This window comes from Shinella sp. BE166, from assembly GCF_051201095.1.
In the GTDB taxonomy this organism is placed as follows: Bacteria; Pseudomonadota; Alphaproteobacteria; order Rhizobiales; family Rhizobiaceae; genus Shinella; species Shinella lacus.
The window spans coordinates 451,542-465,338 of sequence record NZ_JBPEHL010000003.1 but is presented as its reverse complement, the minus strand read 5'-3'; the positions used below and the strand labels follow the sequence as shown (position 1 = coordinate 465,338).

Below are 13,797 nucleotides of genomic sequence, written 5' to 3'. Positions count from 1 at the left end.
TTTGAAAGCAAGGATCGGAGTGTGAAAGCCGCAGCTTGGGGGCATGGTGGCCGCGATCCCTTCAGGAAGGCGAAGACGATGACCCGATTTGCATCCACACAACCCCTGTCACCCGTGGCGGACGACCCGCGCTGGGCGCGCATCGTCGCCCGCGACAAGGAGGCCGATGGGCGACTGTGGTATTCGGTGGCGACGACCGGCGTCTATTGCCGCCCCTCCTGCCCGTCCCGCAGGGCCAATCCACGCAACGTCATGCTGCACGACACGCTGGAAAGCGCGCGGGCGACCGGCTTCCGGCCGTGCCAGCGCTGCAATCCCGAAGGGCCGTCGCTTGAAAGCGAGAATGCGGCGCTCGTCGCGCGCGCTTGCCGGATCATCGAAGACAGCGAGGAGGAGCCGGCCTTGGAGGCGCTGGCGGAGGCGGTCGGCCGTAGCGCCGGCTATTTTCACCGGGTGTTCAAGGCCGCGACCGGATTGACGCCCAAGGCCTATGCCGCCGCCGACCGGGCGAAGAAGGTTCGCGAAGGCCTCGAAACCGGCAACAGCGTCACCGCGGCGATCTACGATGCCGGTTTCAATTCCAGCGGGCGGTTTTACGAGAAATCGACCGGCATGCTCGGCATGACGCCGACGCAATATCGCGCGGGCGGTGCCGATGAGGCGATCCGCTTTGCCGTCGGCCAGACGTCGCTCGGCGCGATCCTCGTCGCCTCCAGCACGAAGGGCGTCGCCTCCATCCTGCTCGGCGACGACCCGGATGCACTGGTCCGCGATCTTCAGGATCGTTTTCCGAAAGCCCGCCTCGTCGGTGCCGACAAGGACTATGAAGCGCTGGTCGCCCGCGTTGTCGGCTTCGTGGAAAATCCCGGCATCGGGCTGGAACTGCCGCTCGATGTGCGCGGCACGGCATTCCAGCGCCGCGTCTGGCAGGCGCTGCAGGAAATTCCGGCGGGCGCGCGAACCTCCTATTCCGAGATCGCGCGGCGCATCGGGTCGCCGACGGCGGTGCGCGCGGTGGCGGGCGCCTGCGCGGCGAATGCGCTTGCCATCGCCATTCCCTGCCATCGCGTGGTGCGCACCGACGGCGCGCTCTCCGGTTATGCCTGGGGTATCGAGCGCAAGCGGGCGCTGCTGGAGCGGGAGGCAGCGCGGTCGATTTGAGGTTATGGTGGTGGTCGTGTGAGCCAGGAAAACGCCATGCCCCTGCAAAACCGTGTCACGCCCTTCGGCGAGATCGTCGCCCTTCCGCAACACGGCCTGTTCACCGGCAATCGCGGCATCATCCACGATCCGGCGACCAAAACCCTTCTCACCAAGCGCTGGTCGAGCAAGGCCTGGCTGATCTGCGTCTGCGAATATCAAGGCCGCCGCCGCGCGGTGATGGGCGGGCGGAGCTGGACCGAACTGTTCTTCCTTGATGAGGCCGTTGCCCTCGCCGCCGGCCATCGCCCCTGCTTCTTCTGCCGGCGGGAGGCGGCGGAGGGATTTCGGGCCTCTTGGGCCGCCGCGCGGGGCGAAGCGCCGCCCCAGGCCGGCGTGATGGACGTCGTGCTCCATGCTGAGCGCGTCGCCCGCCGCCGCAAGCGCATGCATCCGATCGCCGGGCCTTTGGCGGCACTTCCCGATGGCGCGGTCGTCGCGCACGGGACGGAGGCGTTTACGCTTCGGGGCGGCCTTGCCTATCGCTGGACGGTGGAGGGATATGCCGCGCCGCAGCGCCTCGACAGCGCCGACGGGCTGCTGACGCCACCCTCCACCGTGGGGGCGCTCAGGGCTGGCTACCGGCCCGTCTTCCATCCGACGTTGGAAAATTGCGGGCCGGCTGCCATCGTGGATTGCGGATTGCCGGAAGTTGAAGCATAGTTCTAATTCAACTTCACCTATCGTGACAAAGGGCCGTGTCGCATGCCGGCTTACCCGCTTGGTCCCGAGCATTCCGCCGCCCGCTCGACGGGCCTTGCGCCCTTTGCCGGCGCGCCGCTTGACGCACCCAACCAGTTCCTGCCGAACCCGCGCATCGCCCTCCTCCCACCACTGACCCGCAAGGCGAAGGCCGCCGAGGTCGCGCTCGCCCGTGCGCTGATCGACGACATCACCATGGGATTGTGCGCCATGCGCACCGTTTCCGTCGTCGCGCCCCATACCGCGAGCTGCCTGCGCAACGAGCCCGACTGGCTCGACCATCTGGAGCGCAACAAGGTCCAATATATCCTCGACGCGCGCAGCACGCCGGAAGGCCTGCTGCTTCAACTCGTCTTCCTGCCCTCCGACACGATGATCTGGGCGGCGCGGTATGCGCTGCACGTCGCCGTCCTGCCGGATCAGCGCCGGGAAATCGCGCGGGCGGTCACGGTGCAGCTCGCGCAGGAGCTTGAGCGCAACGAGGTGTTCTACGCCGATTATGTGCGAAACGCCCGCGCCTACCACCTCTATCTCCGGGGCCTGGATCGGCTGAAGGCCGTGACGCTCGCCGACAGCCTCTGGGCGCGCGAGGCCTTTTTGCAGGCGCTGGAGGAGCACAAGGATTTCGCCCCGGCGCTGAGCGGGCTGTCGCGCACATTCACCATGGAATGGCTGTTGCGCGGGCGGGACGACCAGGCGCTGTTGCAGGCGGCGGAAAATGCGGCATGCGAGGCCATCCGACAGAACCCGCTTTCGCCGCTTGGCCATCGCGAGCGTGGCGTCGCGCGTCTGTACCAGGGCGGGGTGGAGGAGAGCGTCGAGGCGCTTTCGACCTCTGTCAGCCTCGGCCCGCACTATGCGGATGCCATTTACAGTCTCGCGGACTCCCTCGTGCACGCCTCCCGCCCGCTGGAGGGGCTGGCGACCATCGAGCGGGCGCTCGCGCTCAACTTCATCCCGCCGGACACCTACCTCTGGAGTGCGGCCGGCGCCTGCTTCTTCCTCGAACGATACGAGGAGGCGATCGACTTCGTCCAGCGCATGAAGGTTTCCGCCCCTGCCGCGCGCCTTGCCGCTGCCGCCTGGGGCATGCTCGACAATGTGCAGGAGGCCGCCGCCGAGCGTCGGCGCGTGCTTCAGCTCAATCCGGATTTCGACCTGGAAACATGGCTCGCCGCCATCCCGATCAAGGAGCGGTGGCAGAAGGACATGTACCGGACCGGCCTGAAGAAAGCAGGTTTCTAGCACTTGGACGTGCGAGAAAACAAAGAGATGGAGCCTTTTCGCGATCCCGCGAAAAGCTTCGGCAACCCGAGAGAAAGGAAAGCAATATGGCAAATACCGTTGTGATCGGCGTGGAAGGCGATGCGGCTCTCTACATGATCGACCTCGATGCGAAGACCGTCGAGCCCATCGAAGCGCTCGGCCAGGACGCCCTGTTGAAGGCGAATGCAATCCGCTCGACGGGTGCGCCCGTTATCAACAGCATCAATTTCGCCGTGAAGGTCGCGCAGGCGCCGGCTCTTTCGGCCGGCCATTTCGACGGTCACTAGGACCGGCGCGATCGGCGAACGTCCGGTCAGGATCGACAGACGCCGAGGCGATGAGAGGGTTTTACAACCCTCCCATCGCACGTTTCTGGAGCATCGGTTTCGACGGAGATGACGGTTACGGGGAACCGTAGCCGGACATTGTCGTTTCTTCCGCATCCAAAAGAGGAGAACGACGATGCAGACGAAACTCATTCTTGCCACGGCGGCGCTTCTGACCCTGTCGGCAACGGCCTATGCGCAGGATACCGTCATCATCCAGCAGACCGACCCGGTGACCACGGAATCGACGGTCGTCGTGCCGGGTGAAGTTCGCACCTACGTACTGGAACAGCAGGTTCCCTCCGCCGCCTATGAAGGCGACGTCCTGATCGGCCGGGTGATGCCCGACACCGTGGAAATCCACAGCGTCGACGGCCATTCCGACTATGGCTATACTGTCGTCAACGAACAGCGGGTGATCGTGGACCCGCAGACGCGCACCGTCATCCAGGTGCTCGAATAATTGGCAAAGCCCGGCGGTATCCGCCGGGCTTTTTCTTCGTATTTTCTCACAAGCTGTCGGAAAGCCGTCCATGCGATCGTCCTTGCCTTGAAGGACAAGGGAGGCGCCCATGCAGGGGACGGATGACGAGCTGGTGATGTTCGAGAGGGATGGCGCGCCGCCGCTCCCGGCCTCCATCGCAGAAGGTTTTGTCGCGAATGACGGCGCCAGGATCTGGTACGCGGTCCACGGCGCCGGCTCGGCCGTCATCCTGCTGCATGGCGGATTGGGCAATGCCGGAAACTGGGGCAACCAAGTGCTGGCTATCGTGCGGTCCGGTCGCATGGCCGTCGTGATCGACAGCCGTGGCCATGGCCGCAGCACGCACGATGCTGGGCCGTTCGGCTATGATCGTATGGCGGGCGATGTGCTGGCGGTGATGGATCATCTCGCTATCGAAAAGGCGAGCCTCGTCGGGTGGAGCGATGGCGCCTGCACGGCGCTCATCCTTGCCGACAAGCACCCGCAGCGCGTCTCCGGCGTGTTCTTCTTCGCCTGCAACATGGACCCGAGCGGCGCGCTACCCTTCAAGCCGACGCCGTTGATCGACCGCTGCTTCAGCCGCCACCGGCAGGATTATCAGGCGCTCTCCGCGACGCCGGGCGATTTCGAGACATTCGTGGCCGACGTATCGCGTATGATGGAAAGCGAGCCGAACTACAGCAGCGAGCAGCTCGCCGGCATCAAAGTGCCGGTCTCCGTGGTGATCGGCGAGAACGACGAATTCATCCGGCGGGATCATGCGGAGTATCTGGCGCGCACCATTCCCGGTGCCGAGCTGGTGGTTCTGCCCGGTGTCAGCCATTTCGCGCCCTTGCAGCGGCCGGAACTTTTCAACCGCGCGGTCCTCGGGTTTCTCGACCGGTTCGAGTGAGGTTTGCCTTACACCTGGGTCTGGAGCCATTGCACGAATTTGCGCATCGCCTTTTCGTTGCCGCGCCGCTCCAGATGGACGAGATACCAGCCGCCGGGCTGCATGACGTCGGAGGCGAGCGGGGTGACGAGCGCGCCGCTGGCGATATCGCCTTCCACCAGGAAGGCCGGCACGACGACGAGCCCCTGCCCGTTGATCGCCGCCTCGATGGCGAGCAGGTTACTGTCGAAGAGCGGCGAGGATTTTTGCGAGTGGCCGGCAGCACCGACGCTCGCCGCCCAGGTCGCGGCATCCTCGGTCGTGCCGCTGACGGCCAGGAACGAGAAATGCCGCAGGTCCTCCGGCGCTTTGACCGCCTTGGCGATGGCGGGCGAACAGACGCCGACGAGCCGCTCGCGGCGCAGAAGCGTATAGGTCAGGTTCGGCCGGTTGGGCGTGCGGGTGTAGATGAAGCCGATATCGGCGCGGTCGGGGTTGAACTCCCAGTCGAGCAGGCTCGCATCGAGGCTGACGGCGACTTCGGGCGAGGCTTCCTTGAAGGTTTGCAACCGCGGGATCAGCCAGCGCACGGCGACGGTGACATAGACCTGCACCGTCAGCGCGGCCGGCGTGTTGGTCTGGCGGATGAGGTCCGTGGTGAGAGCGATCCGGTCGAGCGCGTCCTGCACGACGGGAAAGTAGATCGCGCCCGCCTCGCTGAGTTCGACGCGGCCGGGCAGCCGAAGGAAGAGCGGCGTGCCGAGATTGCGCTCCAGCGAGGCGACCTGATGGCTGATGGCGGATTGTGTGACGCGCAACTCCTCGGCGGCCGCCTTGAAGCTCAAGAGCCGGGCCGCCGCCTCGAAGGCCCTCAGCGTCGTCAGGGGCGGCAGGATTCGCCGGACCATTTTTCGCAACCCACATGAATTTTACTCATGTAGACGTTAATTCTAATCGTTTGCAAGCCGGGCGCCCCGTTTTCATACTCCCGCCATAATCCGAAAACGGGGAACCGAAATGAAACGAGATCTTCTGAGAACCACGGCGCTCGCCGTGGCCATGGCCGGCTGCGCGCTTTCGACGGCCGCCTTCGCCCAGCAAGGCTGCGTACGCGTGCTCGGCTACGAATCCGATGGCGAAAAGCAGACGATGGACCCGGCCGCACTGATTGGCACCGACAGCGTCTACCACATCCGCGCGGTCTACGAGCCGCTCGTCGACCGCAGCAACACGATGCAGCCGATGCCGGTGCTGGCAGAATCCTGGGAAGCCAATGCCGACGCGACGGAATGGACCTTTCATCTGCGCAAGGGCGTGAAGTTTCACGACGGCTCGGATTTCGATGCAAAGGACGTCGTCTACTCCTATCGCCGCCTGCTCGATCCGGCGATCTCGCCGGGTGGTTTTTCCACCCTCGCCTTCCTCGATGCAGACGGCATCACCGCCGTCGACGACCATACGGTGCGCTTCAAGGTGAAGCAGCCCGTCGTCGAGCTGCCTATGCTGATCGCCACCAAATATGCGCTGATGGTGCCCGAGGGTGTCAAGGCCGAGGAGCTGCGCGTCAAGGGCAACGGCACCGGCCCGTTCGTCCAGCAGACCTTCACCATCAACGGCGCCGTGCGCGTGATGGCGCGCAACCCGGCCTATTGGCGCGCCGGCCTGCCGAAGGCCGATTGCCTGGAGATCACCACCAGCCTGGAGCCGACCTCCCGCCTTTCCGCGCTGTTGTCGGGCACGGTCGACTTGTCGCTGACGGTCGATCCGGCGAGCCTCATCACGCTGAAGGACAATCCCGCCGTCGAGCTTGCCGCCACGCCCGGGGCGACTTCGCTCTATCTCGCGGTGTGGACGGATACGCCGCCCTTCGACGACGTCAGGGTGCGCCAGGCGATGAAGCTGGTGATGGATCGGCAGAAGATCGTCGACACCGTGCTGCTCGGTTATGGCGAGGTCGGCGGCGATACGCCGATCCCGCTCTCCTCGCCGCTCGGCCTCGGCACGCCGGCCCAGACGGCGGATATCGAGAAGGCCGCGGCGCTGCTGGCAGAGGCCGGTCACGCGGATGGCATCGACTTCGATCTCTACACCTCGGATTCCTATCCCGGCATGATGCTGCTTGCCCAGGTCTATGCCCAGATGGCCGCTCCCGCCGGCATCCGCGTCAACGTCATCACTTCGCCGGCCGAAGGCTACTGGGACACGATCTGGTTGAAGAAGCCGGCGGTCATCTCCTACACCAGCGCCCGCCCGCCGGCCGAAGCCCTGACGCTGTCGCTGAACAGCAAGTCCGAATGGAACGAGACGCACTGGAAGCGTGACGATTTCGACGCGCTGGTCGTCAAGGCCGGCCAGACGGCGGACGAGACGCAGCGCAACGCCCTCTACCGCGATGCCCAGCGCATCGTCGCCGATGAAGGCGGCATGATTCTGCCGGTCTTCACCTCCGTCGTCGCGGGCCTGCGCAAGGGCTGCACCGGCTACACGCCGAATGTCGACGTGAACCGCATCGACTATGCGAACCTGAGCTGCGGCGAGTAACCGCCCTTTTTCCACACCCAAGACCACCGCATCCACGGGGCAATCCGCGCCCCGTGGAAGAGGATAGCTGCATGACCACTTCCGCCCTGACCACCTTTCTCATCTGTTTTGCCGATGCGCTTGAGCAGGACGCGCGGCCCGTCTCGCGGTCGCACGCCGCCCGGCTCCGCCGCCTTGCCGAGCGCCTGCCGCCCGTTCGCGACGTGGCACCGGCCCGCGTGCCGATCCAGGCGGCCTGCGAGGCTGAACTCGCAGCGACCGAAACGCCGCTTGCCCGGGCGCTCGCAGCCCTCCTGCCGGCCATCCACATTACCCGCAGCACCAGCTACCTCGCCAATCCGCCCAGCAGCGATTTCGGCGCGAATTACGGTTACGGCGTCATCTGCGGCCCGCAAGGCGGCCCGCCGACGCTGATTGAGGATCCCGATATCGCCTTCGGGCTGATGTTCCTGGGGCCGAAGACGCATTATCCGCTGCATCACCACCCCGCCGACGAGCTCTATTATACGGTCACTGCCCCCTCCTTCTGGCGGGCGGGCACGGCGGACTGGACCCGGCGCGGGATCGATGAAATCATCCACCATCCGCCGTGGCTGCCCCATGCGACGCTTTCGGCCGAGCGGCCCCTCGTGCTGCTCTACATCTGGGAGGGCGACCTCAAGACCGATGCCGCCTTCATTCCCGACACCGTGACGGCGGACGCCGCCCTCGTTTCCGTGGGATTGGATGCGACATGAGCGTTTTTCGCCTGCTTGCCAGCAGAATCCTATTCTCCGCGCTGACCCTGCTTCTGGTCTCAGTCCTGATCTTCCTGATCCTGGAGGCGCTTCCCGGCGACGTCGCGACCCGCATCCTCGGCCGCGACGCGACCGTCAGGGCGCTGGAAGTGCTGCGCAGCCAGCTCCATCTCGACCAGCCGGCGCTGGTGCGCTACTTCCACTGGCTCGGGGATTTCCTTCGCGGCGATCTCGGCGCGTCGATCGCCACCGGCCGGCCGATCGCCGACGTGCTCGGCCCCCGCATCGTCAACACGCTGCTGCTCTCGCTCTTCGCCTTCGTGATCTATCTCGTGCTGGCATTGGTTCCGGCCACCATCCAGGCGACGAACCGCGGCAAGGCCGTCGACAACGTCATCTCTGTCATCACGCTTATCCTGCTTTCGTTGCCGGACTTTCTGCTGGCGACGATGCTGCTCTTCCTGTTTGCCGTCGCCGTGCCGATCCTGCCGGCGCTGGCGACGATCTCGGAGGCCAGCACCTGGCAGGAGACGCTGCGCGCCATGGTGCTGCCCGCCGTGACACTCGCCATCATGATGGCGGTCTATGCCATCCGCGTGTTGCGCGACAGCCTGATCGAGGTGCTGCGATCGGACTATGTGCGCCTTGCGGAACTCAAGGGCCTGCGCCCCCGCGCCGTGCTCTTCCGCCATGCTTTGCCGAACGCCATCGTGCCAGCGCTCAACGTCACGGCACTGAACCTCGGCTTCCTGATCGGCGGCGTCGTCATCGTCGAGCGGGTGTTTTCCTATCCGGGCTTCGGCACGCTGCTGATCGACGCGCTGCAACTGCGCGATATCCCGCTGATCAAGGCGACCGTGATGATCAGCGCCGCCGTCTATGTCGTCGCCAACCTCGTGGCGGACGTCCTCGCCATCCTGTTGCAACCGCGCCTGAGGGCAAGCCGATGAGCACGATCACCTCTCCCCCCGCCAAGCGGCTTCCCCGTTTCGATGCCGCCCGCTGGCACGCCACGCCCGGTCCCTTCAAGGTCGGTGCGGTCATCCTTCTCGCCCACGCGCTCTTCGCCATCGTCGGCGTCTTCTGGACGCCCTACGGCTTCGCCGAAATGGGCGCAGGCCTGCCGCTCTCCGGCGCCTCGTGGCAACACCCGATGGGCCTCGACCAGATCGGCCGCGACGTTTTCAGCCGCTTCATGCATGGCGCGCATATCGTGCTGCTGCTCGCCTTTGCCGGCACCATTCTCGGCATGGTCGCAGGCACCGCGCTCGGTCTCCTGTCGGGCTATGTCGGCGGCTGGTTCGACGAGGTTACCCAGCGCATCGTCGAGGCGATGATCAGCATTCCCTTCCTGGCGCTTGCCCTGGTCATGATCATCGCCGCCGGCCCGGCGCTTGCCGGCGAGCCGGTGCTGATCGTCTTCGTCGTCGGCCTCGTCTATGCGCCGCGCATCGCCCGCATCGCGCGCGCCGCCGCCATGGAAATCGCGACGCGCGAATATGTCGCCGTGGCGGAACTGCGCGGCGAAGGCACCTGGTCCATCGTCTGGCGCGAAATCCTGCCGAATGCCGCCAATGTGCTGCTGGTCGAGTTCTCGCTGCGCCTCAGCTATGCGCCCATCCTCATCGGCGCGCTCGGCTTCCTCGGTTTCGGCATTCGCCCGCCGACGCCGGAATGGGGCCTGATGATCAGCGAGAACCGCAACCTGCTGATCGCCTCGCCGGTGACGGTGTTCGGCCCGGGCCTCGGCCTCGCCTCCCTCGTCATCGGCTTCAACCTGTTCACCGATGGCCTGTCGCGCATGCTTGGCCAGCGGGCCGTCGCGGGAGCGTAAAATGAAGAAACTCATCGAAGTCCGCAATCTCAACATCGCCTATGGCAGCCCCGCCGGCTGGACCAATGTCGTGCAGGGCGTCTCCTTCGAGATCGCGCGCGGCGAGGCCTTCGGGCTCGTGGGCGAATCCGGCTGCGGCAAGTCCACCGTCGCCTACCGCCTGCTCGGCTACGGCACCGTCAACAGCCTGGTGCAGACCGGCGAGGTGCTGTTCGACGGCACCGACCTGCTGAAACTCGACGCGAAATCGCTCGGACGAATGCGCGGCAACCGCATCGCGCTGGTGCCGCAAAACCCGACGACCTCGCTCAGCCCCGGCATGCGGGTCGGCTCGCAGATCCGCGAGATGATCGCCACCCACAGGGCCTTGCCGTCCGGCATGACCATTCAGGCGCGCATCGCCGAGCTTTTTGCGCTGGTCGGCCTGCCGGATGTCGGCCATCGCTATCCGCACGAGCTCTCCGGCGGCCAGCAGCAGCGCGTGACGATCGCCATGGCCGTCGCCTGCAATCCCGACCTGCTGGTGCTGGACGAGCCGACCACCGGCCTCGACGTCACCACGCAGCGCCAGATCATCCAGCTTCTCAGCGATCTCAGAAGCCGCATCGGCATGGCGATGCTCTACGTGACGCATGACCTCGCGCTGCTCGCCCAGATCGCGGACCGGGTGGGCGTCATGTATGCCGGTCAACTCGTCGAGGTGGCGCCTTGCGATCAATTGCTGGCGGCTCCGGCCCACCCTTATGCCCGCGGCCTGATTGCCTCGATCCCGACCGTCGACGGCACGGAGCGCCAGGCGCGCGGCCTGCGCGGCGTGCTGCGCCGCGATCAGATGTCCACCGGCTGCAAGTTCGAGCCGCGCTGCGATTTCGCGACCGCCGCCTGTCGCAGCACACCGCAGGTGCTGGAGCCGGTCGCGGACGCCCGCACTGTCGCCTGCATGAAATGGCGGGAGGCGGCGGTGCCGGAGACACCGGCCGTCAAGCCGCGGCTCGACGAAAGGGCCACGGCAAAGCCGGAGCGCCTGCTCTCGATCGCCGACCTCGATCTCACCTATCGAAAGCCGGGCCTTTTCGACAAACTCCTCGGCCGCACCAGCCCGTCCGTGGTGCGCGACATCGACCTCGAACTGCGCGCCGGTGAGGTGGTGGCGCTCGTGGGCGAATCCGGCAGCGGCAAGTCGACCATTGCCCGCGCCATCAGCGGCCGCCTGCCGCCGCGTACGGGCCTGATCAGCCTCGATGGCGGCCTGCTCGATCCGGTGCTGAAAAGCCGCTCGGTCGAGCAGTTGCGGCAGATCCAGTATATCTTCCAGAACCCCGACGCATCACTTAACCCCCGTCGCCGCATCCGAGCCATCCTCGAACGCCCGCTCGACCATTTAGGTATCGCGGCCGATGAGAAGACGCTCGAAGGTGTGCTCGAAAATGTCGGCCTGCATGCCGGTTATCTCGACCGTTTCCCCGAGCAGCTTTCCGGCGGCGAGCGCCAGCGCATCGCAATTGCTCGCGCACTGCTGGTCAATCCGAAACTGCTGATCTGCGACGAGATCCTGTCGGCGCTCGATGTCTCGGTGCAGGCGCGCATCGTCGAACTGCTGCGCTCCCTCAAGGAGAAACACGCCGTTGCCATGCTGTTCATCTCGCACGACCTCGCCGTCGTGCAGCAACTTGCCGACCGGGTGGCGGTGCTCTATCGCGGCGAGTTGATGCAGCTGGCCGAGACCGAGACCCTGCTCGCCGCGCCGCTGCATCCCTATACAGAGATGCTGCTGGAGGCGGCACCCGGTCTCAGCAAGGACCACTACGTCTCCCGCCCGGCGGCCATGCCGGCCTCGAAGCCGGTGCCGGGGGTCGGTTGCCCGCTCGCCGGCCGCTGTCCCCGACAGGTCGGCAGCGTCTGCGCCGAGACGCGTCCGCCGGTGCAGGCGATCGGCAGCGGCTTCATTCGCTGTCACGTCCCGGTTGAAAAACTGGCGACCCGCGCGGTCCCGCCGGTGGAAAAGCGGCCGGTCGCCGCCCTCTAGGCGATGCGGGACGCGACGAGCCGACGCAGGCCCTCGACCTCGCCATCGTCCAGCGTCCGGACCGCGCCCTTTTCCAGATCGCCGAGCGCGAGATTGCCGATCGAGACGCGCACGAGCCGCAGGCAGGCGATGTTCATCGCCTCCAGCATGCGGCGGATCTGGCGGTTGCGGCCTTCGTCAAGCTCGATTTCGAGCCAGGAGTTCCTGTTGCCTTCGCGCAGTTTTCGCACGCTTTTCGCCCGCAGCAATTCGCCGTCATGGTGCACACCGGCCTGCAAGGCGGCGAGAAGCGTGTCGTCGGCTAGGCTGTCCATCTGGACGTGATAGGTTTTCGACACATGGGTTTCGGGATCGAGCAGCGCCTGGGCGAATTCCGTGTCGTTGGTAAAAAGCAGCAGGCCCTCGCTCGCTTTGTCGAGGCGGCCGACGGGCGAAAGATGCGCGTGGTCGAGCTGTTTCAGGCAGTCATAGACCGTCGGGCGTCGTTCCGGATCGTGCCGGGTGGTGACGAGGCCACGCGGCTTGTTGAGCATCAGATAAACCCGCTCTTCCGCCGCGACGGGCTTGCCATCCACGGCGATCACGGCGTTCGAAAGATCGACCCAGATGGCCGGATCGGTGACCACGCGGCCGGCAAGCGCCACCCGCCCCGCCGTGATCAGCTCTTCAGCCTGCGTGCGCGAACAATAGCCGAGCTTGGAGAGCGCGCGTGGCAGCGTGACGCGCTTGCCGCCCGGCGCCGGCTCGACCTTTCGAGGAGCGGCCGGTTTCTGCCGCTTGCGGATGTCCTTCATGACGCCGTCCTTGAAACCTGCCATATGTCCCGGGATCGGTTGACCCGCCGGCCTTTCTGATTCTAAAGCACCGTCTTAGCAAATAAGTGAGAGTGCGTTGACCCAGGACGATATTACCCGCGAACTCGTGACGCTGCGCGATTATTGGCGCTATGCGATTTCCCGTTTCAACGCCGCCGACCTCAGCTTCGGCCACGGCACGACGACCGCCGGCGACGATGCCGCGTTCCTGCTGCTCGATTCGCTGGATCTGCCGATCGACGCGCTCGATCCCTTTCTCGACGCGCGGCTGCTTCCCGCGGAACGCAAGCGGCTCGCCGAGCGCATCGAGACGCGCGTGACGACCCGCAAGCCCTCCGCCTATATCACCGGCCGCGCCTATATCCAGGGCGTGCGGTTCCTCATCGATGAGCGGGTGATCGTGCCGCGCTCGCATATCGGCGAGATCCTGTTCAATGAATATGTGAATTCGCCGGGCTCGTCCTTCCTGCCCGACCCGATGGCCGTGACCAGCGCCGTCGACATCTGCACCGGCTCCGGCTGCCTGGCGGTGCTTGCGGCAAAGTTCTTTCCCTATGCCGCGGTCGATGCGGTGGATCTCTCCGCCGACGCGCTGGACGTGGCGCGGCTGAACCTCGCTGAACACGAGGTGGAGGGTCAGGTCACCCTGCATGAAGGCGACCTTTTCACGCCGCTTGCCGGCCGGAGATACGACCTGATCATCACCAACCCGCCCTATGTCGACCACGCCGCGCTGGGTGCCTTCCCCGCCGAGTTCCGCGCCGAACCGCAGATGGCGCATGATGGCGGTGAGGATGGGCTCGATCTCGTGCGCCAGATCCTGGCAACGGCGGGCGATCATCTCAATCCCGGCGGCGGCATGATCTGCGAGATCGGTTCCGGCCGGGAAATCCTGGAGGAAGAATTCCCCCATCTGGAGTTCCTCTGGCTGGAGACGGCGGAATCCCAGGATGCGGTGTTCTGGATTTCCGCCGAAGCGCTGGGCGTGGCGTGAT

General features: G+C 65.8%; 14 protein-coding genes. 12 read left to right on the top strand and 2 right to left on the bottom strand.

What is annotated here, in order from left to right; all coding sequences use genetic code 11:
- The first annotated feature begins 78 nt into the window (after window positions 1-78).
- The 6 genes from ada (at window position 79) to J2Y63_RS09515 (ending at window position 4,870) form a co-directional block, all read left to right on the top strand.
- Window positions 79-1,161: a bifunctional DNA-binding transcriptional regulator/O6-methylguanine-DNA methyltransferase Ada gene (gene ada, locus J2Y63_RS09540; protein WP_435265877.1), complete on the top strand. Its 1,083-nt coding sequence runs from the start codon at window positions 79-81 to the stop codon at window positions 1,159-1,161.
- A 36-nt stretch (window positions 1,162-1,197) separates the two neighbouring features.
- Complete coding sequence (locus J2Y63_RS09535; RefSeq protein ID WP_435265876.1) at window positions 1,198-1,863, top strand: hypothetical protein; 666 nt, start codon at window positions 1,198-1,200, stop codon at window positions 1,861-1,863.
- Window positions 1,864-1,905: 42 nt separating this feature from the next.
- On the top strand, window positions 1,906-3,147 hold the full coding sequence (locus tag J2Y63_RS09530) for a hypothetical protein (protein WP_435265875.1): 1,242 nt from the start codon (window positions 1,906-1,908) through the stop codon (window positions 3,145-3,147).
- A gap of 86 nt (window positions 3,148-3,233) precedes the next feature.
- Complete coding sequence (locus tag J2Y63_RS09525) at window positions 3,234-3,455, top strand: hypothetical protein (protein ID WP_435265874.1); 222 nt, start codon at window positions 3,234-3,236, stop codon at window positions 3,453-3,455.
- Between the two features lie 175 nt (window positions 3,456-3,630).
- The gene (locus J2Y63_RS09520; protein ID WP_435265873.1) at window positions 3,631-3,957 is read left to right on the top strand and encodes a DUF1236 domain-containing protein; all 327 of its coding nucleotides are present in this window, start codon (window positions 3,631-3,633) and stop codon (window positions 3,955-3,957) included.
- Between the two features lie 109 nt (window positions 3,958-4,066).
- The gene (locus J2Y63_RS09515) at window positions 4,067-4,870 is read left to right on the top strand and encodes an alpha/beta fold hydrolase (protein ID WP_435265872.1); all 804 of its coding nucleotides are present in this window, start codon (window positions 4,067-4,069) and stop codon (window positions 4,868-4,870) included.
- A gap of 8 nt (window positions 4,871-4,878) precedes the next feature.
- Here the strand turns inward: J2Y63_RS09515 and J2Y63_RS09510 are convergent, their stop codons facing one another.
- Window positions 4,879-5,757 (bottom strand): LysR substrate-binding domain-containing protein, encoded by an 879-nt coding sequence (locus tag J2Y63_RS09510; RefSeq protein WP_435265871.1) that lies wholly within the window; start codon window positions 5,755-5,757, stop codon window positions 4,879-4,881.
- A gap of 109 nt (window positions 5,758-5,866) precedes the next feature.
- Here J2Y63_RS09510 and J2Y63_RS09505 point away from each other — a divergent pair, with 109 nt between their 5' ends.
- The 5 genes from J2Y63_RS09505 (at window position 5,867) to J2Y63_RS09485 (ending at window position 11,987) form a co-directional block, all read left to right on the top strand.
- Window positions 5,867-7,390, top strand: a complete 1,524-nt coding sequence (locus J2Y63_RS09505; protein ID WP_435265870.1) for an ABC transporter substrate-binding protein — start codon at window positions 5,867-5,869, stop codon at window positions 7,388-7,390.
- A gap of 71 nt (window positions 7,391-7,461) precedes the next feature.
- Window positions 7,462-8,127, top strand: coding sequence for a dimethylsulfonioproprionate lyase family protein (locus J2Y63_RS09500; RefSeq protein ID WP_435265869.1), 666 nt, complete (start codon window positions 7,462-7,464; stop codon window positions 8,125-8,127).
- Entirely contained in the window at window positions 8,124-9,077 is a 954-nt protein-coding gene (locus J2Y63_RS09495; RefSeq protein ID WP_435265868.1) for an ABC transporter permease, read from the top strand. Before J2Y63_RS09500 ends, J2Y63_RS09495 begins: the two co-directional genes overlap by 4 nt.
- Complete coding sequence (locus tag J2Y63_RS09490; RefSeq protein ID WP_435265867.1) at window positions 9,074-9,961, top strand: ABC transporter permease; 888 nt, start codon at window positions 9,074-9,076, stop codon at window positions 9,959-9,961. The genes J2Y63_RS09495 and J2Y63_RS09490 overlap by 4 nt, the downstream gene beginning before the upstream one ends.
- Before the next feature lies 1 nt (window position 9,962).
- Complete coding sequence (locus J2Y63_RS09485) at window positions 9,963-11,987, top strand: dipeptide ABC transporter ATP-binding protein (protein WP_435265866.1); 2,025 nt, start codon at window positions 9,963-9,965, stop codon at window positions 11,985-11,987.
- Here J2Y63_RS09485 and J2Y63_RS09480 read toward each other — a convergent pair.
- A complete protein-coding gene (locus J2Y63_RS09480; RefSeq protein WP_435266075.1) occupies window positions 11,984-12,772 on the bottom strand; it encodes a pseudouridine synthase in 789 nt (262 codons plus the stop codon). The genes J2Y63_RS09485 and J2Y63_RS09480 overlap by 4 nt on opposite strands.
- 106 nt (window positions 12,773-12,878) lie before the next feature.
- Between J2Y63_RS09480 and prmB the strand changes: the two genes are divergently transcribed.
- Window positions 12,879-13,796, top strand: a complete 918-nt coding sequence (prmB, locus tag J2Y63_RS09475) for a 50S ribosomal protein L3 N(5)-glutamine methyltransferase (protein WP_435265865.1) — start codon at window positions 12,879-12,881, stop codon at window positions 13,794-13,796.
- The last annotated feature ends 1 nt before the right edge of the window (window position 13,797 follow it).